16 protein-coding genes are annotated in these 17,803 nt (G+C 51.3%); 10 read left to right on the top strand and 6 right to left on the bottom strand.

Going from position 1 to position 17,803, the window contains the following annotated elements; translation table 11 throughout:
* Positions 1–99: 99 nt before the first annotated feature.
* The 3 genes from dbpA to ykgO all read left to right on the top strand — a co-directional run bounded on the left by dbpA (position 100) and on the right by ykgO (position 2,065).
* Positions 100–1,500, top strand: coding sequence for an ATP-dependent RNA helicase DbpA (dbpA, locus tag L1285_RS09140; protein WP_235412067.1), 1,401 nt, complete (start codon positions 100–102; stop codon positions 1,498–1,500).
* Between the two features lie 164 nt (positions 1,501–1,664).
* Complete coding sequence (locus tag L1285_RS09135; RefSeq protein WP_010384175.1) at positions 1,665–1,922, top strand: type B 50S ribosomal protein L31; 258 nt, start codon at positions 1,665–1,667, stop codon at positions 1,920–1,922.
* Positions 1,923–1,927: 5 nt separating this feature from the next.
* Positions 1,928–2,065 carry a type B 50S ribosomal protein L36 gene (ykgO, locus tag L1285_RS09130; protein WP_046003577.1) on the top strand — a complete coding sequence of 46 codons (138 nt, stop codon included), beginning with the start codon at positions 1,928–1,930 and terminating at the stop codon, positions 2,063–2,065.
* An 85-nt stretch (positions 2,066–2,150) separates the two neighbouring features.
* Here ykgO and L1285_RS09125 read toward each other — a convergent pair whose 3' ends face one another.
* The gene (locus tag L1285_RS09125) at positions 2,151–2,891 is read right to left on the bottom strand and encodes a hypothetical protein (RefSeq protein ID WP_235412065.1); all 741 of its coding nucleotides are present in this window, start codon (positions 2,889–2,891) and stop codon (positions 2,151–2,153) included.
* A 274-nt stretch (positions 2,892–3,165) separates the two neighbouring features.
* On the opposite strand from L1285_RS09125, the gene L1285_RS09120 reads away from it, so the two are divergent.
* A complete protein-coding gene (locus L1285_RS09120) occupies positions 3,166–3,570 on the top strand; it encodes an ExbD/TolR family protein (RefSeq protein ID WP_235412063.1) in 405 nt (134 codons plus the stop codon).
* 33 nt (positions 3,571–3,603) lie between these two features.
* Here L1285_RS09120 and L1285_RS09115 read toward each other — a convergent pair whose 3' ends face one another.
* On the bottom strand, positions 3,604–4,362 hold the full coding sequence (locus tag L1285_RS09115) for a substrate-binding periplasmic protein (protein ID WP_235412061.1): 759 nt from the start codon (positions 4,360–4,362) through the stop codon (positions 3,604–3,606).
* A 95-nt stretch (positions 4,363–4,457) separates the two neighbouring features.
* On the bottom strand, positions 4,458–4,844 hold the full coding sequence (locus L1285_RS09110; protein ID WP_235412059.1) for a hypothetical protein: 387 nt from the start codon (positions 4,842–4,844) through the stop codon (positions 4,458–4,460).
* Positions 4,845–5,057: 213 nt separating this feature from the next.
* On the opposite strand from L1285_RS09110, the gene L1285_RS09105 reads away from it, so the two are divergent.
* A complete protein-coding gene (locus L1285_RS09105) occupies positions 5,058–5,879 on the top strand; it encodes a spondin domain-containing protein (RefSeq protein ID WP_235412057.1) in 822 nt (273 codons plus the stop codon).
* 193 nt (positions 5,880–6,072) lie between these two features.
* Positions 6,073–8,517 (top strand): family 20 glycosylhydrolase, encoded by a 2,445-nt coding sequence (locus L1285_RS09100; protein WP_235412055.1) that lies wholly within the window; start codon positions 6,073–6,075, stop codon positions 8,515–8,517.
* Between the two features lie 29 nt (positions 8,518–8,546).
* On the opposite strand, the gene L1285_RS09095 is transcribed toward L1285_RS09100, so the two are convergent.
* Entirely contained in the window at positions 8,547–9,485 is a 939-nt protein-coding gene (locus L1285_RS09095; protein ID WP_235412053.1) for a LysR family transcriptional regulator, read from the bottom strand.
* Between the two features lie 106 nt (positions 9,486–9,591).
* On the opposite strand from L1285_RS09095, the gene chrA reads away from it, so the two are divergent.
* The 3 genes from chrA to L1285_RS09080 all read left to right on the top strand — a co-directional run bounded on the left by chrA (position 9,592) and on the right by L1285_RS09080 (position 14,573).
* A complete protein-coding gene (chrA, locus tag L1285_RS09090) occupies positions 9,592–10,740 on the top strand; it encodes a chromate efflux transporter (protein WP_235412051.1) in 1,149 nt (382 codons plus the stop codon).
* 150 nt (positions 10,741–10,890) lie between these two features.
* Entirely contained in the window at positions 10,891–11,724 is an 834-nt protein-coding gene (locus L1285_RS09085; RefSeq protein WP_125779564.1) for a mechanosensitive ion channel family protein, read from the top strand.
* A 128-nt stretch (positions 11,725–11,852) separates the two neighbouring features.
* Positions 11,853–14,573 carry a methyl-accepting chemotaxis protein gene (locus L1285_RS09080; RefSeq protein ID WP_235412049.1) on the top strand — a complete coding sequence of 907 codons (2,721 nt, stop codon included), beginning with the start codon at positions 11,853–11,855 and terminating at the stop codon, positions 14,571–14,573.
* Between the two features lie 164 nt (positions 14,574–14,737).
* Here the strand turns inward: L1285_RS09080 and L1285_RS09075 are convergent, their stop codons facing one another.
* Together L1285_RS09075 and L1285_RS09070 are read right to left on the bottom strand one after the other, a co-directional pair.
* Positions 14,738–14,986: a hypothetical protein gene (locus tag L1285_RS09075; protein ID WP_046003699.1), complete on the bottom strand. Its 249-nt coding sequence runs from the start codon at positions 14,984–14,986 to the stop codon at positions 14,738–14,740.
* Between the two features lie 84 nt (positions 14,987–15,070).
* Complete coding sequence (locus L1285_RS09070; RefSeq protein WP_235412048.1) at positions 15,071–16,951, bottom strand: monovalent cation:proton antiporter-2 (CPA2) family protein; 1,881 nt, start codon at positions 16,949–16,951, stop codon at positions 15,071–15,073.
* Positions 16,952–17,200: 249 nt separating this feature from the next.
* Between L1285_RS09070 and L1285_RS09065 the strand changes: the two genes are divergently transcribed.
* Positions 17,201–17,725 (top strand): cytochrome b, encoded by a 525-nt coding sequence (locus tag L1285_RS09065; protein WP_235412046.1) that lies wholly within the window; start codon positions 17,201–17,203, stop codon positions 17,723–17,725.
* Positions 17,726–17,803: the final 78 nt, after the last annotated feature.

Below are 17,803 nucleotides of genomic sequence, written 5' to 3'. Positions count from 1 at the left end.
TATTCCGTGCCTGTCGTATGGCAACAGAGACCAACTAAAAAACACCTTGAGACGCGGTATCGTGATAAAATGGTTTTTTATCCAGATATGAAGTGTGTTATGACCAGCAGCCCTAATTCGACCCCCTTTTCTGATACTCAGCTATCTAGTGCTTTACTTGAAAACCTGACATCTCTTGGTTATCACACCATGACCGATATTCAGGCACAGACTCTGCCACAGATCCTGGCCGGTAAAGACGTTATCGGTCAGGGAAAAACCGGCTCAGGCAAAACCGCCGCATTTGCCCTTGGCCTGCTCCACAATCTGAGGGTGAAGCGCTTTCGCGTTCAGGCGCTGGTTGTTTGCCCCACCCGGGAGCTGGCAGATCAGGTGGCCGTCGAAATCCGTAAGCTGGCTCGGGCTATCCATAACATCAAAGTATTGACCTTGTGCGGTGGCGCTCCGATGGGCCCCCAAATTGGCTCGCTGGAACATGGGGCCCATATCGTTGTGGGTACACCCGGGCGCATTGAAGAACATTTGCGTAAAGGTCGCCTGTGTTTAGGCGAGGTCAATACCTTTGTGCTGGATGAAGCCGACCGGATGCTGGAAATGGGCTTTGAAGAAGCGCTGGAGTGCATCGTGTCGCACTGCCCTGAGCAGCGACAAAACCTGCTGTTTAGCGCCACCTACCCGGCCAAAATCGAGCAGCTGGTCGGCCATATAATGCGCGATCCGGTCAAAATTGAAGTGGTGGCTCAGCATGATCACAGCACCATAGAGCAACACTTTTTTGAGGTGGCCGACAACGACGAGCGAGACGCCACACTACACAAATTGCTACGCCAGCATCAACCCGATGCCGCCGTGGTATTTTGTAATACCAAGGCACAATGCCAGGATGTCAGCGACATGCTGCAAGACCATGGCTTTGACTGTGCTCCGCTGCATGGCGATCTGGACCAAAAAGACCGGGATAAAACCCTGGTGCGTTTTGCTAATCGCAGTTTAACTGTGCTGGTTGCAACGGATGTGGCAGCACGTGGAATAGACGTCGACCATGTTGATATGGTGATCAACTATCACATTGCCCACGACCCTGAAGTGCACGTCCATCGTATCGGCCGCACCGGTCGGGCAGGAAAAACCGGCGTTGCCTGCTCACTGATGAGCTATAAAGAGTCTCACAAAGTGAATATGCTGGAAGACTATCTAAAACTGCGTATCGAGCCGACGCCATTGCCAGGCGAGCAGGTACTTTCGAACCAGGTGCATCGTGCGCCTATGGTCACAATACAAATTGACGGTGGTAAAAAGGCCAAGCTGCGTCCTGGCGACATTTTGGGTGCACTTACGGCCAATCAAGCCTTGCGCGGCGATCAGATTGGCAAGATTAAAGTCACCGCCATGTCTTCCTATGTGGCGGTAGAGCGCAAATACGCCAATCAGGCGGTGAAAGTGATCAGCGAAGGAAAAATGAAAGGTCGTAATTTCCGCGCCCGTAAGCTGACCCGCTAACACGCAACATCCTTAAAGGTTGCAGCAGCGCCGATCCGGCACTGCTGCAAGGCGCCTAATCCTGCCCCAACTACAAAGACACTATTGCGAATTATTTTCATTTACTATTTTCATTACAGTTTTGTTATGATATAACACACGCATTCAATGAATTGGAGAAGAAAATGAAGCCAGATATACACCCTGATTACCACTTAGTTGCCTTTCACGACACCTCAGTAGACAAGTATTTTATTGTGGGCTCCACCATCAAAACCGACCGTACGGTAGAGGTGGACGGCGTGACTTATCCATACGTACCTATCGATGTATCGAGCGAGTCTCACCCTTTCTATACCGGTAAGCAAAAACTGGTTGCCAGCGATGGTCGGGTGGCACAGTTTAACCGCCGCTTTAAGAATCTGGCCGGTAAAAAAGGATAATCACCATGAAAGTACTCAGCTCACTGAAAAGTGCCAAATCTCGCCCGGGTTGCCAGGTGGTTAAACGCCGTGGCCGGGTATATGTGATCTGCAAAGATAACCCACGCTTTAAAGCGGTTCAGGGTAAGAAGAAAAAGCGCTAAGCGATATAAATAGTGCCGCCGGTTGTTATTCAACCGGCTATTTAGAATGTATTCCTTTTCACACCGCAGAGCAGATTGTCACACGTTATAGCTGCCTGGCATTGCGCTGTAACTGCTCGCCAATGTTATCCACCAGCGTAAACTGATTGAGCCTGGCATTACCCAGTCTGACTTGCTCGTTATCCTGGCTGCTTTGTTCCATCAGGGCTTTAAAATCAATGATGTCGGCAAAATTGCTACGGTTAATATCGTATTTAGCCCAATAATCTCCCCCCTCATTAGGCCCTTTTAACAGCTCAATCCCTTCCATCATGGTATCCTGAAAGGCTTGTGCCAGAGCCACCAGGTCCTGATTTTCATTAAGCTTGTGTTCGAGTAATTGCTTTTCACTGTCTGTCAGATCATCACCACTGACAACCAAAGCCCCCGCCTCATTGACGGAGAATCCCCATGCTTTGTCGTTCAATCTCGGGGCAAGCCGCTCTACCTCTTGCTCCACTTTGGCAAACTCGGCACTCATGTCCTCGGCAATTTTAGGAATAGAAACGGCAAACAACATCCCGGTGGCGGCATCCATCCGTTCACTATATTGCTTTGGCGTTTCCTGCTCATCAGAAACGGTGATAGCTAAGGGCCGCTCATAAACCAGTGCCGGTGATGGCGCTTGCGCACCGTGGTATACATCTTTGGCTAATGTTTGCCCATCATTGTTGGCAGCAGGCATATCGGTCTGTTTGGCCACCTTGAGGTTGGTACTGGTCGACACCTTGTTTTGCACATCAAGCTGCCCGCTTGCTCCCCCACTGCTGGGTGTAGTCACCTTCATCCTATTTTCCTTATAGATATCTGACATGTACGGTTTAAAGACACTCTAACGAATAAAGTGCCGTACTTTCAATAAGTCATCGACCGATGACGGCAATACTTGAGCGCAATGTACAGCGTCAGGGCGCACCATCCGATAATACCTAAGCAGCAACGCTGACACCCGACTTTGCACGCCCAAAGTAAAAGTTTGTAAACATTAACGGGACATTAAATCTAAACTAACAACTGCGGTCTAGGCTCTAAGAGCAACAATAAAAAAAGGACCTATCATTATGATAAAAACTGCACATCAACGTATACCTTCTGACGTCACAGTCGATATGAACCCTATGCTGGATATTGTATTTATTTTGCTGATATTTTTTATTGTCACGGCCAGCTTTATGCGAGAAACCGCGCTGCCGCTCAACCGCACCGAGCAAGCTGTGACTGCGGTTGTGCCTAACCTGACACCGGTATTTTCAATCGATGCCAAAAATCAGGTCTACCTGAACAATCGGCAAATCGATCTCGACAGTGTGAGTATTAACGTCGCCCGCCTGGGTGCACAGGGAGAGATCACCAGTATTAGCCTACGTGCTCACCCAAACAGCCAGCATGCCACGCTGGTAGGCGTACTTGATGCAATTAAGGCCCAAACCAGCGCCCCGGTTTCTTTAGGTGAAACACTGAAGTAATCACCCGTGACCCGGCAGCCTGCCGGGTCAGGATCACTGTTTTGCGACCTGAGCATAGTTAAACCACTTTTGCTGTATTGCTGCCAGCTGGCCGTTAGCGCTTATCTCTGAAAACGCCGCTCGATAGCGCTCTACCAGGTTAGGATCAGACTGGATGTTCAAGGCAATACTGAGATTGGTGTTGAGCGCCTTGAGCTCAGCAACCTTCCTCAGCGCATTGAAATCCACACCCGCCTTATTGGCGCGCTGCCAAATGGTTTCTTCTGTGCCAACCACCAGATCCAGGCGATCTTTTTCCAGCATTTGTAGTAACTGCTCTTCATAACTGAGCGGCTTCAGATCGGAAAACTGTTGCTTTGCCAGATAATGGGCCACGTTGGAGCCCCTCAACACGGCTACCCTATGCTGTTTGAGCAGCATCAGAGAATCTGATTGCACGGGAAAACGCCGTTTCAGGCCCCATAAGAAGATGGGCTCGGTTTGTACTTCGCCTATCCAATGAAAAAGTGGGCTTCGCGCCTGAGTATGCACGATAGAATAGATGAGCACGTTTTCGGTCGTCACAGCGGTCTGATAAGCCCGTGCCCAGGGCATCACACTAATGTCGGGCGTATCGCCCACCTGCTGGCACAGGGCATAGACGACCTCTGTCATAAAGCCGCCCAATGAGCCATCGTCATTTTTGATTTGGTAGGGATATAGATACTCAGTCACGACCTGAATGGTTGCGCCACTGGCAGGTCGTGCGGTGGCGAGCCACAACACCATACACAAGAGTAAACACAGTTTCACAACGCCCCCGGTACCACACGCGCCCAACTGTTAGTTTAGGGGCTCACTCTATTATTGCAAATTACAAAACAGTCTATACTAACCCTGATGTACAATTAACGGACTTTCTTCCAAATCTCTCGTTCAACAAACTGGCCATTTTCGTACAGCTCATGGTGCCATAAATCACCTTCTACTTTGTAGCTAAAGGCCATGGTTCTGCCCAATAATGACGTGACGTTGCCGTACTCATAAGTTTCGATAAACTGATCGCCCTTTAACACATAAGTGCCACCTCCCGCATATTTAAACTTGCCCTGACTCTGGGTGATATAGCTATGGTGTGTCGGGGTGATCAATTTCACCGAGGTTAATTGCGGTGCTTTGGCAGATACTATGCCCTCTGCGGTGGCGTACTGTCCTTCAACAAACTCCCAGCTGCCCAGTAACGGGTTTGCCAATGCCGTGCTACTCACCAGGGCGGTTAAGATCAGAGATTTCATATAAATTCCTTTATTAGCGTCATGTTGTTACGAGTCTTACATACCTGAGAGGGAAAAACAGTTGAGGATCTCTCAAGTCGGTACACCTCGGTTTACTTTATCCGAGTGACACAGACCGAGGACAACCTGTATATTTTTTACACTAAACGTGAAATGGCACTGCCATTGCTCAGGTCTTGTTACCAGACCCTGACTCACTTACACGAGGCTAATATGAGCACAGCTAACACATCACTTTGCGCACTTATTCTGTTTACGTTAACGGCCTGCGGCGGCGGAGGCGGTGGGGAGACAACCCAGACAAATGTCAGCAACAATACTAGCAATGAAACGAGTACAGAGACATCCAACACTGATACAAGTACGGATACCAGCACTGATACAAATACGGATACCAATACTGACACGACAACCAATGAGCAGGCAGAGGACACTGCCACCTATCAGCTGACCTTTACCCGCACCTGGGAAGCCGACAACTTTGCCACTAACTTCCCGGCGAACTCTCATTTCTCTCCCCTGGTTGGGCTCACCCATAATGCAGACGGCTTCATCTTTAAACCCGACCTCCCCGCCTCTGCAGGCATGATCAGCATGGCCGAAACGGGCGCCAAATCCCAGCTCAAAGACGAGATCAGTTCCATCCAAAATGCTGGTAACTCAAACTATCTGATTGACGAATCGGGTGTCCCAAACAGCGCCAAAAGCATTACCTTTACTTTCGAAGCCAGTCAGCAATTTCCGCTGCTGAGTGTGGTGTCTATGGTTGCGCCCAGCCCTGACTGGTTTATCGGCCTGCAAGGCGTGCCTTTGTTTACAGACAATCAGTGGCTGGACAGTCAAACCATTCAGCTCAAGGTTTACGATGCCGGCAGTGACAGCGGGTCACGCTTTGGCTCGGCTAACCAGGCTACCAGCCCCGCAGAGCCGGTAATGCTGCTCACCAGTGACCCCGCTGACAGCGACTTTGCGGCAGGTGTGCATCGCGAGTCGGGTGCTTATATAGGTATGATTGAAATCAAGCGTATGCAATAGTCATTAGCACTCTGGAATAGACTGATGCACCCCTGTTGAAGGGGCAAGCTTCAGCCTGTTCTGCACCCTCCCCATGATTGCGGCCCTTATACACGACTGAACACATCAGATTGAAAATCTCTCATTTGCACTGTTCCCATAAACACGATTTTATAGAACTTTTGTTGTTCTGTATTTCAGGGAAATGATCACTATGATGGCTCGATTAAAGACTTTGCTGTGTGGCGTGTTTATAAGCTTACTATTGGCCCCTGCTGGTCAGGCGCAGCCATTTGACCAGACGCCCATTTTGATGCCTATGCCAACTTCCTTGGTGCAGTCGGCGCAAACGCTGGCATTAGACAAGCCGCTGACACTCTCGCTCAGAGGCTTATCGCCACTGCGTAGCACGTTTATTAAAACCTACTATCAGCAACAATTCGCCGATTTCGGATATCAGGTATCGCCGGTCGCCGCTGAAACGGCTTTGCCTATCGTCGTCACCGTCGGAGACTCACAGGCACCCGCTCATCGTCTACCACAGCTTAACCAGAATGAACAGTATCAGCTGAGTATCAGCAAAACAGGCATAGTTATTAGCGCGCCTGCTGATTTTGGTGCACTCCATGCACTGGCAACGCTCAGCCAGTTATTATATTTCGCCCGTGACAGCCGCGAACTGGCGCTGTTGCAGATAGAAGATAGCCCCCGCTTTCCCTGGCGTGGACTGCTGCTCGACAGCGTCCGCCATTTTATTTCCGTTGCAGCGATTAAACGCCAGCTGCGCGGCATGGCTGCGGCCAAGCTGAATGTGTTTCACTGGCACCTGACAGACGATCAGGGCTGGCGTTTTGCCTCAAAAACGTATCCCAAACTACATAAGCTTGCCTCAGACGGTCAGTACTATACGCAGGCAGAGATCAAAGATGTGGTTCAGTACGCCAGTCATCTGGGGATCCGGGTGGTGCCGGAGTTTGATGTGCCCGGACATGCCTCTGCCATTGCGGTGGCCTATCCGGAGTTAATGACTCAGGTTAAGCCCTATCAGATGGAAGATGGCTGGGGGGTGTTTGAACCGCTACTCGACCCAAGCAAACCCCAAGTATATGACTTTATCGACGCCATGGTTGCTGAGCTTGCCACGCTTTTTCCGGACCCTTACTTGCACATAGGCGGAGACGAAGTTCATCCAAAACACTGGCAGGAAAGTAAACGGGTGCAGGCCTATATGGACAAACATCAGCTCGCCACAAGCGCCGACTTACAAGCACATTTCAACGCTAAGGTGCAGGCTATCTTGCGCCGTCACAACAAAAAAATGATGGGCTGGGATGAGATTTTCCACCCGGCACTGGACAAAGATGTGATGATCCAGTCGTGGCGCGGCAAGGCCAGTCTGAGCCAGATTGCCGCCCAAGGCTACCCAGCGCTGTTGTCAGCCGGTTTTTACATCGACCAGCCACAGCCGACTGACTTCCATTATCGCAATGAGCCATTTGATACCGGTTTGCAGCGCGCGCATCCGCTTGAAGAGAGTGAGACCATTCAGGCCTGGGACTTTACTATGCCCCGGCTCAAAGGCAGTGCAGTGACAGGCAAACTGGTGCTGGTGTCTGAGCAAAATACGCTGCGCCATGCCTATATCCAACTCAACGACCAACCATTTAAGCAGGCGCAACTCGATACCCACTTAATACCCTATAATGCCGGTATGTCGCGGCTCAACGCCACCATCGACAGCTGGATGGGTCCGACCCGGACACAGCTCACACTGAGTTCTGAGTCAGGGTTGTCGGGCCGGATCCTTATCGGTAACGCCGTTTATCCGGTCACGGGAAGTTTGGATCCACATTTTACTCATGCTGACTTGACCAATATGCCATTTTTGAGCGCGATGAGTGCACAGGCGCAGCGCAATATTCTCGGTGGCGAAGCGACCCTCTGGAGTGAGCTGGTGACTGAACAAAACCTGGATGTACGCAGCTGGCCGCGTTTGTTTGCCATCGCAGAGCGACTTTGGTCTGAGCGTGCTCGTACAGACACAGAGCACATGTACCACAGGTTGTTACCTGTCTCAGATTTTGCCGATGCCATTAGCCTGCATCATAAAAAGCAGTTCAGACACGGGCTCAGTACCGTGCTGGCAAAGCACAACAGCCCGGACAACCTGGCATTGCTGATGCGTTTTGCCCAGCAACTTGAACCTGCCAGCTATTACACGCGCCATCATATAAAATATCAGCAAGGCTTGTATCATCAAAATGCACCACTGACTCAGCTGGTCGACTTTCTGCCGGTAGAAAGCCCGGCTCTGATCCAGCTCTATCAGCAATTAACACAATTCAGACGCGGTGATCGCAGCATATTACGGCGCATAGAGAGCCAGCTGACAATCTGGCACGCAGACTATCGCCAGTTAGCGCCCTTGCTGCAACAGACCCCGGACCTGAACGCGCTTTCAAAACCGCTCGAGCAGGCACGGGAAATTAATGACATCAGCCTGGCAGTGATCCGCAGTTGCATAGTGCAGAAATCTCTACCAGAAACCAAAGTACAGCAATTGGCGACTCGATTGCACAGCATTCAGCGTCACGGCGCACAAGTGGTGGTCGCGACCGGACTATTCAGCGAGCATTTACTCAACGCTTGCCGTGGCTAAAGTGCGGCCAGGCACATTACTGCTAGCGGCTAGCGCTCAGCCACTTGCACAGGCTCAGACATCGCACCCTGTACCAGGGTTCTGAGCCAACTATTTTTATCATCCGTGCTGCGCTTACTCAGCCACAGCATGGCAATATCAAAATCCGGCACCGGCAGTGGTGGTGCAAAGTATGTCAGGCCAGCCTCATCGCATGCCAGCTGGGCCATTTTTAACGGCACTATGGCCACCAGACGTCGCCCAATGAGCAGGCGCTGTATCGTCAGGAAGTTACGACTTGCAACCGTGACCCGACGCGTCAACCCGGTGCTGGCAAGTAACTGATCCACCTGAGTAGTGAGTCGACCGTCCGGGCTCACCAGCGCATGTTCGATCTGAGCGAAAGTGGCCAGACTCAGGGGGATCTCTGCGGCAAATACGCCCGGATCGGCCAGGCAAACATGGCGCTCGGTATACAGCACCTGGCGCTCAAAGGCTTGTCCCGGCTCTGTGATACTGCCAATCACCAGGTCCAGCTTTTCCTGTTCGCTCAGCGCCATATAGTTGCTGCGATTCACATTCACGAAGCTGACCTGGGCATGGGGTGCCTCGGCGCGAATACGGTCGTAAATCAATGGAGCGAAGTTCAGCTCGGCATAATCTGTCAGGCCAATGCGACACACTCCCTGGTACTCACCAGGAACAAACTGTGGCGTATGCAGCAAATTGTCCGACACCATATCCAGCAGCTGCTCTATCACAGGCGCGACCTGGTTTGCGTAATCGGTGGGTTCCATGATATGCCCTTTACGCTCAAACAGCACATCGTCCAGTAACCGGCGAAGTCGCGCCAACGAATGGCTCATTGCTGACTGACTGACACACGCCTGCTCGGCCGCCACACTGACACTGCGACAACGATACAAATAGGCAAAGGCCACCAGTAAGTTTAAATCTATCTGCCGCCACGGCACATCATCAAAGCGCATTACGTAAATCCCATATTATTCATAGTTACAATCAAAACTATTAATTTGAATCATTCTACGTCATTTTTTACCCTAGCGGCAGTCGTGATAACAGAGCACCGATACTATGTTTGCTATTTTTAAAACCTTCTTTTTGCTGGGCTGGATTAGCTTTGGCGGCCCGGCTGCGCACATCGGCTATTTTCGGCAAACCTTTGTGGAAAAGCGCAAGTGGCTGGATGACGCAGACTATGCCCAACTGGTGGCGCTGAGCCAGTTTTTACCCGGCCCCGGGTCGAGCCAGGTTGGATTTGCCCTCGGCTATAAGCGCGGAGGGCTGGGCGGCGCTTGTGCAGCCTTTGTCGGCTTTACCTTACCCTCAGTCATTATCATGGTGGCCCTTGCCCTGATGGCCAGTCAGGTAACCGACACCAGTGTCTTTCAAAACCTGGTGCATGGGCTGAAATTACTGGCTATTGTGGTTGTCGCCGATGCTGCCTGGGGGATGTACAAAAACTTTTGCCAAAGCCGCCTTACCGTCAGCCTGTGTCTGGGAACGGCTATCGCCTTGCTGCTGTTGCCTGGCATTGCCAGCCAAATGGCGGTGCTGTTGTTGGCGGCGCTGATTGGCGTACTTTATCTGAAGGGACAAGCGCAGCCGAACCCAGACAGCACGGCGTTTAAAGCAAGCTGGCTGCCGTTACTGATCTTTGTTGGGTTATTTATAGCCCTGCCATTTGTTGCCCACCTGAGCCCTTCCACCGCCCTGTTTAATGATTTTTATCAGGCCGGCAGCTTAGTGTTCGGTGGCGGTCATGTGGTGCTGCCACTGCTGCAAAATATTGTCGGTGACAGCCTCTCTCAGGATACCTTTTTGACCGGTTACGCCGCCGCTCAGGCTGTGCCCGGCCCGATGTTTACGTTTGCCACTTATCTGGGCTATGCATTGATGCCGGCAAACCCCATCGCAGGCGCCTTGATTGCAACCCTGGCTGTATTTTTACCCGGCTTCTTACTGCTGCTGGGGGTGCTAAAAAACTGGCAACTGCTCGCCAGCCGTCCTGCTGTGGCGGGTGCCCTGAGCGGTGTCAATGCCGCCGTGGTTGGTCTGCTGGTTGCCGCTCTGTATCAGCCGGTATTTACCAGCGCAGTCACCAGTGCGCAGGATATTGCACTGGTGCTGGTCGGTTTTTACCTGCTTAAACACCTTAAGCTACACATAGTCTGGCTGGTCGCCACCTTTATGCTGGCCGGTGTGATTATGGGACTTATCTGATACTCAACAGCCAGGTGGCCTCAGTGCCACCTGCATCGACTTCCTGTTTAGCTTGCATTGAGGTTGAACTATCTCCTCTGTGCAACTAACTTTTAAGCGCATCACTGCACACGCTCTGCAACTCTTTTAACCTTTAACCGAGGTCGGTGTATGGACAGCTTTCTGGAAGAAATCGATATAAATCAATATTTACCCGTTGCCGTTGACTGGGCTACCAATCTGGTGCTGGCTCTGTTAATTCTGCTTATTGGGGTCTGGCTGGCGGGCAAAGCCTACAAGGCCGTTGTTTCTGTGGCGAACCGCTACGACAAACTGGATGATACCTTGTTTAAGTTTTTTGGCAGTGTTGCCAAATATACCGTGCTGGCTTTTGTCGGTATCGCGGTACTCAACCGCTTTGGCGTGCAAACCGCCTCAATCATCGCCCTGCTCGGCGCTGCCGGACTGGCCGTGGGGCTGGCCTTACAGGGTACTTTGTCTAACCTCGCAGCTGGCGTCATGTTATTGATTTTCAGGCCTTACAAAGTCAATGACTTTATCGACACCGCAGATCAGTTTGGCAAAGTGACTGAAATCGACATGTTTACCACGATATTGCAGACCTTTGATAACCAGCAAATTGTGATCCCCAACAGTCACATCTGGGGCAGCAAAATAGTGAATCACTCTCACCATGCGGTTCGCGGTGTTGATATGCGCTTTGGCATTGCCTACGACGAAAGCATTGATGATGCTAAAGCCGTGATCCTCTCTGTGTTACAGGCTCATCCCCATATTTTGTCCGAGCCTGCGCCTTTTGTTGAAGTAGAATCGCTGAACAACAGCTCTGTGGACTTTCTGGTCAGGCCATTTTGCGATGGCGCGCATTATTTTGACGTACTGTATTCGGTGCCTGAGCAGGTTAAAAAGGCCCTGGATGACGCCAATATAGAGATCCCCTTCCCGCACCGTAAGGTCATTTTGGTTAACGAAAGCGACACCTGATACCGATATTTCGGGGCCGCTTGCCCTTTGGCGGCCCCTTGGCAACACTTTCTGCGCTGCAATCTTTGGGGGGCGGTTATTCCTTGTCTATAGTTTTAGTGTTAAATGACAACTTACTAGGATGTGATATGGCGCTCTTCGGCTTTTCCGGCACAAAAAAAACTGAACCACAAGTTACCCTACCGCAGACCTTACCCTGGCTAAAGTTAGACAGGCAAGGTGATATCACCGCCACCAGCCAGGCCTTTTTAAGCATGCTGGCTTTTTCTCACAGCGCAGCGCCAAAAACACTGGCGTCGCTGTGCAATAACAAACGCGACTACCAAATACTGCATGCAGCACTGCAAAACGCCCAGCAAGATGGCGCGCAGATCTGCGCCATGCACAATACCGAGGGCACGCTGTATTATGTCTCCGTGCAGATCTGTCCGACAGACCATGCGCAGTGCTTTGCCATACTTCAGGACGTGACAGCCCAGTACCGTCCGCTGCTGGATAGCAAACTCACCACACAGTCGCTGTCCAACGCGCAGGCTCAGCTTGAGCTGGACCTGCAAGGCACTGTGCTCAGTGCCAATGAGGCGTTTTTAGCCCTAGTCGGGACAGCAAAAGAGCAGGTGATTAACCAGAAGTGCCAGCAATTTATCACTAATGAGCAATTGAGTGCAGCCAGCTGGGACACGCTCAGTGCAGGCCAGGCCGTTGAGTGTGACTTACAATGGCAAAGCAATGAACACATGTCATTCTGGTTGCATGCCTGGCTGGTGCCAGTGCGCGACGCCGAGCAGCGTATCGCAAAAGTGGTGTTATTAGCCTGTGACATGTCGAAACAACACCAGACTTTGCTCAATCTGCACAGCCAGATTAAAGGCATACAGCAGGCTCAGGCTGTGATTGAGTTTACCCTCGATGGCACCATAGTGACCGCAAACCAGAATTTTCTCGATGTGATGGGCTATCAGCTTGACGAGATCCAGGGTCAGCATCACCGCTTATTTGTCACCGCCGAAGAGGCAGCCAGTAATGAATACGCCGCATTCTGGCAGGCGCTGGGCCGTGGCGAGTTGCAGTCCGGGGAGTTTAAACGCATCAACAAACATGGCGAGGCGGTGTGGATCCAGGCGCACTATACACCACTTTTTGATGAGCATGGGCGACTCTGTAAGATCATGAAGTTTGCCTCGGATATCAGCGCGGAAAAACTCAAAGCCTTTGAAGCGCAAGGGCAGATAGACGCAATTAACCGCTCAGGCGCCGTGATCCAATTCGACTTAGAGGGCAACATTTTAGATGCCAACGACAACTTCCTTGCCGCCATGGGATACAGCAAAGCAGAAATTGTCGGCCAACATCACAGGATCTTCGTCGAGTCCAAATATGCGCAAAGCGACGAATATCAGCAGTTCTGGGCTGACCTGAAAAACGGCCATTTCCACTCTGGTGAATTTTTTCGTCTAGGCAAAAATGCCAAACCAATCTGGATCAGTGCAACCTACAACCTGATCCGCGATGATGAAGGCAACCCGCTTAAAGTGGTCAAATATGCCATGGACATTACACGCCAGAAGGAAATCGCGGCCGATCTGGAAGGCCAGGTACAGGCCATCCACAAGTCGCAGGCGGTGATTGAGTTTGCAATGGATGGCACCATATTGTGGGCTAACGAATTATTTCTGACCACCATGGGCTATACGCTCGATGAAGTCAAAGGCCAGCATCACCGTATCTTTGCCACCGAAGAGCAGGCACAAAGCGACGAATATCAACAATTCTGGGCGCAGCTGAATCGCGGCCAGTTCGATGCGGGGCAATATATGCGCATTGCCAAAAGTGGCCAGGAAGTGTGGATCCAGGCAACCTATAACCCCATTCTCGACCAGCATGGCCGGCCAGTCAAAGTCGTTAAATACGCTACGGATATAACGGCCCAGAAACAAGCCGTTCAGCATATTCAGGAGGCCATTTTTGCCCTGGAACAAGGCGATTTAACCCACCGTATCAACGCAGATCTGGGCGCCGATTTCTCTGTGTTAACGCAGGCAATGAATGGCCTGTTTGATAAGCTCAGCGAGCTGGTTCAGACCATCAATAATGGCGCGGCACAGGTGTTCGAGATAGCCAGGCAGATAGCCTCTAATAATGATGAGCTCAATAGTCGGGTGGAAAGCCAGGCAGCCAGCCTGGAAGAAACGGCCGCCACAATGGAGCAATTAACGGCCACAGTTAAAAACAATGCGATCAGCGCAACCACAGCGTCTGAACGCGCAGCCATAGTGCGCGAAAAAGCGCTCAGTGGTAAGCACACCATCGAAGATGCCATCAGTGCCGTTGGCAACATTGAAGACTACAGTCGCAAAATCGCTGATATTGTGGGGGTGATAGATGAAATTGCCTTTCAGACCAATCTGCTGGCACTCAATGCATCCGTTGAAGCCGCAAGGGCCGGTGAAGCTGGCAGAGGGTTTGCGGTGGTGGCCAGCGAGGTGCGTAACCTGGCGCAGCGCAGTGCCAGTGCGGCAAAAGAGATCAAAGACTTGATCAAAAACAGTGTGGATGCTGTCACCGAAGGCAGCAAACTGGTCTATGATTCTGGCACCACCTTCGACGAACTGACCCAGTCAATCTCGCAGGTCAGCGAAATGGTTGCCAACATTGACGATGCCAGCAAAGAGCAGGCATCCGGTATCGCGGCCGTTTGCTCAACCATAGCGCAGATGGATGGTATTACCCAGCAAAACGTCTCTTTGGTCGAGACCACCTCCAGGTCGGGTAAAACCATGGAGGATCAGGCCCGGGTATTGACCGACCAGGTGGCCTTTTTCCAGCTGGAAGAAAGCCATTTACCTTAATGACTGATATGCACCAATAAAGCGGTGTATCGCTTTAAGTTAGGTGCTTGGGAGCAGCGTCAGGGCCTGGCTCAGAATGATGTAAACTCTGTAGCCAGAGGCATTATCACACCAAGACTTTGGGCACACAGATCCACCCTGCGTACCTGCTCAGACGTCGAATTTTAGTGCGCTTTATTCGGCCCCTGACGGACCAGATCTTTGCCGTTATCGAATACTTCCTGAGTCACCCAGCGGCCCAGGATCAGCTGATGATTATCGTCCAGTACTGCCACGAAGGGGCGACCATTGCTGTTATTGGTTGCCAGTGCCACACCCGCAGCGTTGTTCAGGCCCAGCCCGCCAGTCTCTACCAGTCTCAAAAAGGCTTCCAGTTCGTCCAGTGTGCTGATCAGTTCTTTATCGTCAATCATGTTTTGTACTCGGTTGTCGCTAAAAGCGCGTAGCATATCAGGTCTGGCGCCCTCTGCACCAGTACCACAAGCCGACTTACTCACTTAGCCTTGTTTAGTGACGTCATCCTGGCTTTGCTCACCCGCTTTATCAGCCTGCATGGCTGCTCTGATGGCCTCTTCAGTCTGAATAAACAGCTTACGATAGTCATGATCATATTGCTGACCTTCGCTACCATGTTGCCAGGTATCATAGAGCTGCTCGGAGGCTGCTTTTTCAGTTTCGCGAAAGGCACGTTTTTTCTGCTCGGCGATCTCAGGGGCAAAGCCCAAACAGGAGAGAGCCTGGGCACCCAGGTGCAGCGCAGAATGATAGGTTTCACTGACAATCACATCGGCACCAGCGTGTTTCAGTTCATAATGGTGGCCCCTGTCGAATGCTCTGGCCAGTACTTTTACGCCGGGGTGGCTCTGCTTAACGGCCTGTACCAGTACCTTCGCGCTTTCCCGGTCATCAATGGCAACAACCAGCAGTGCCGCTTGTTCAATTCCGGCAGTGTGCAACAACTCCGGCCGGGTGGCATCACCAAAGTAGGCCTTAACCTGTATTCGGCGCATTGATTCAACCTGAGTTGCATCCAGATCCATCACCACGGTATGGACGCCATTGGCTATCAGCAAACGATTGACAATCTGACCGAAACGACCAATACCCGCAATGATCACCTGTCCTTGTTCATCAATATCATCGAAAGCCTGCTGATTGCTTGTGTACTGATATCGCGGCAAAATCACTTTGTCGTAAAGAATAAACAAGGTCGGTGTCAGAAACATCGACAGGGCCACAACCAGTTGCAGCAAGCTCGCTGTTTCGGGTGGGATGACATGATTTTGCAGCGCATAACTTAACAGCACAAAACCAAATTCACCGGCCTGAGACAGACTCAAAGCAAACAGCCAGCGGTCACTGTTGCGGATTTTAAACAACATAGCCAGAACCCACAGCACAGCGGCTTTAACCAGCATCACAGTGAGTGTCAGCGCCAGGATCAAGAGGACGTGCTCAGACAGTATAGTGAAGTTAATGCCCGCCCCTACCGTAATAAAAAACAATCCCAGCAACAGGCCTTTAAAGGGCTCAATATTGGATTCAAGCTCATGACGGAACTCGCTGTTAGCCAGCACCACCCCGGCCAGAAAAGTCCCCAGAGCTGGAGAAAGCCCAACCAGGCTCATCAAGGTCGCGATACCAATGACGAGCAACAAAGCCGTTGCAACGAATATCTCCCTAAGTCCGGAGTTAGCAACGTAATGGAACAAGGGACGGCTCAGATAATGGCCAACCACGACCACGCCGGCGATACTGGCAAAAATGGCACCCGCATAAGCCCAGGTTGGCAAACCGGCAACCAGGCTCAGAGATTCGTGGTGCTGCGCGGTGGTTTGCATATCCCGGGCCGCTTCCACTAACTCGGGCAAGGCCAGCATGGGAATAAAGGCCAGTATGGGAATAACCGCAATATCCTGCATCAGTAAAACAGAAAATGCATTTTGTCCACCCTCGGTTTTTGTCAGTCCTTTTTCGTTTAATGTTTGCAGCACAATCGCCGTAGACGACAAGGAGAACACCAGGCCGATTGCGAGCGCAACTGACAAAGGCTGGTCTAAAAGCCAGGCAATAAGTGCCAGCAAGAGTGCACTCACCACTACCTGTAACCCGCCAAGCCCTAACAACCGGTGACGCATTTTCCAGAGCATCTGAGGGTGCAGCTCCAGCCCCACCAGGAACAACATCATTACGACGCCGAATTCTGCAAAATGCTGAATTGTCGCGGTTTCCTTGCCTACCATACCTGCCACAGGGCCAATCAAAACCCCGGCTATCAGATAACCTAGTACCGACCCTAACCCTAACCGTTTTGCCAGCGGCACCATCACGACGGCCGCGGCCAGATAGATAAAAGCCTGAATAAAATAACCGGTCATGAGATGTTTACCCCCCGAGTCAGGCACAGCGGCTCAAAGCTCGCTTCAGAGATAGCATTCGATCGTTGTTGATTAGTTTTTTTCATTTTCAGACATCTCAGATTAATGCGCAGACCTTCTAAACTTTAGTACGAAATGGATGACCGTGCCGACAGAAGGCGCTCGTGATGTAGTAATGGCGCCTTGCCCAAACGTTAACCCCGCTTTAACTGTCAGCAAAGTAGTGTGATTAAAAAAAGGACACTTGTTATGACTCACCCGACCGATGCCGCAAAGTTTGATTGCACAGCGCGTGCCTTGCACTGGATCTCAGCCAGCGTGATCCTGTGGGCGTTATTGTCGGGCTTTTATATGACGGTATTTGAGCTGGACAACCCGACAAAAACCACGCTCAGTCGGTTTAATGTCGCTTTAACCTTTGTCTATTGCCCGGTATTTATCTGGCGTGTGGTGCACAGGGTATTGTGTCCGCCCCCAGCTCAGATTATTACGCTCAAGCCGCATCAGGTTCAGCTGGCAAGCACCGCACATGTTGCCATTTACCTGCTCACCGCCCTTGTACTGTGCTCGGGCGTGCTGATGATGAAGCACCCGTTTAGCATCTTTGGCTGGATTTTAGTGCCACCCCTACTTTCAGACGCCCAGGTGCTGGATTGGTTTGCCCAGCTCCACCTGATCAGCAATATATTGCTGCTGGTGATAGTGACACTACATATTCTGGCTGTGATAAAGCACCAGCTTGCTGGCCGGGCGATATTGCAAAGAATGTTGTAAGGATGACAGACTGGCAGTTGTGCCAGGGTAGATAACTTTCAGCCACATCGTGTTCCTATATAGGTATGCGCTCAAGAC

It is taken from the genome of Pseudoalteromonas sp. DL2-H2.2 (assembly GCF_021532535.1).
In the GTDB taxonomy this organism is placed as follows: Bacteria; Pseudomonadota; Gammaproteobacteria; order Enterobacterales; family Alteromonadaceae; genus Pseudoalteromonas; species Pseudoalteromonas rubra_A.
The sequence above is the reverse complement of the archived record's forward strand: the minus strand, read 5'-3'. Positions and strand labels throughout refer to the sequence as shown.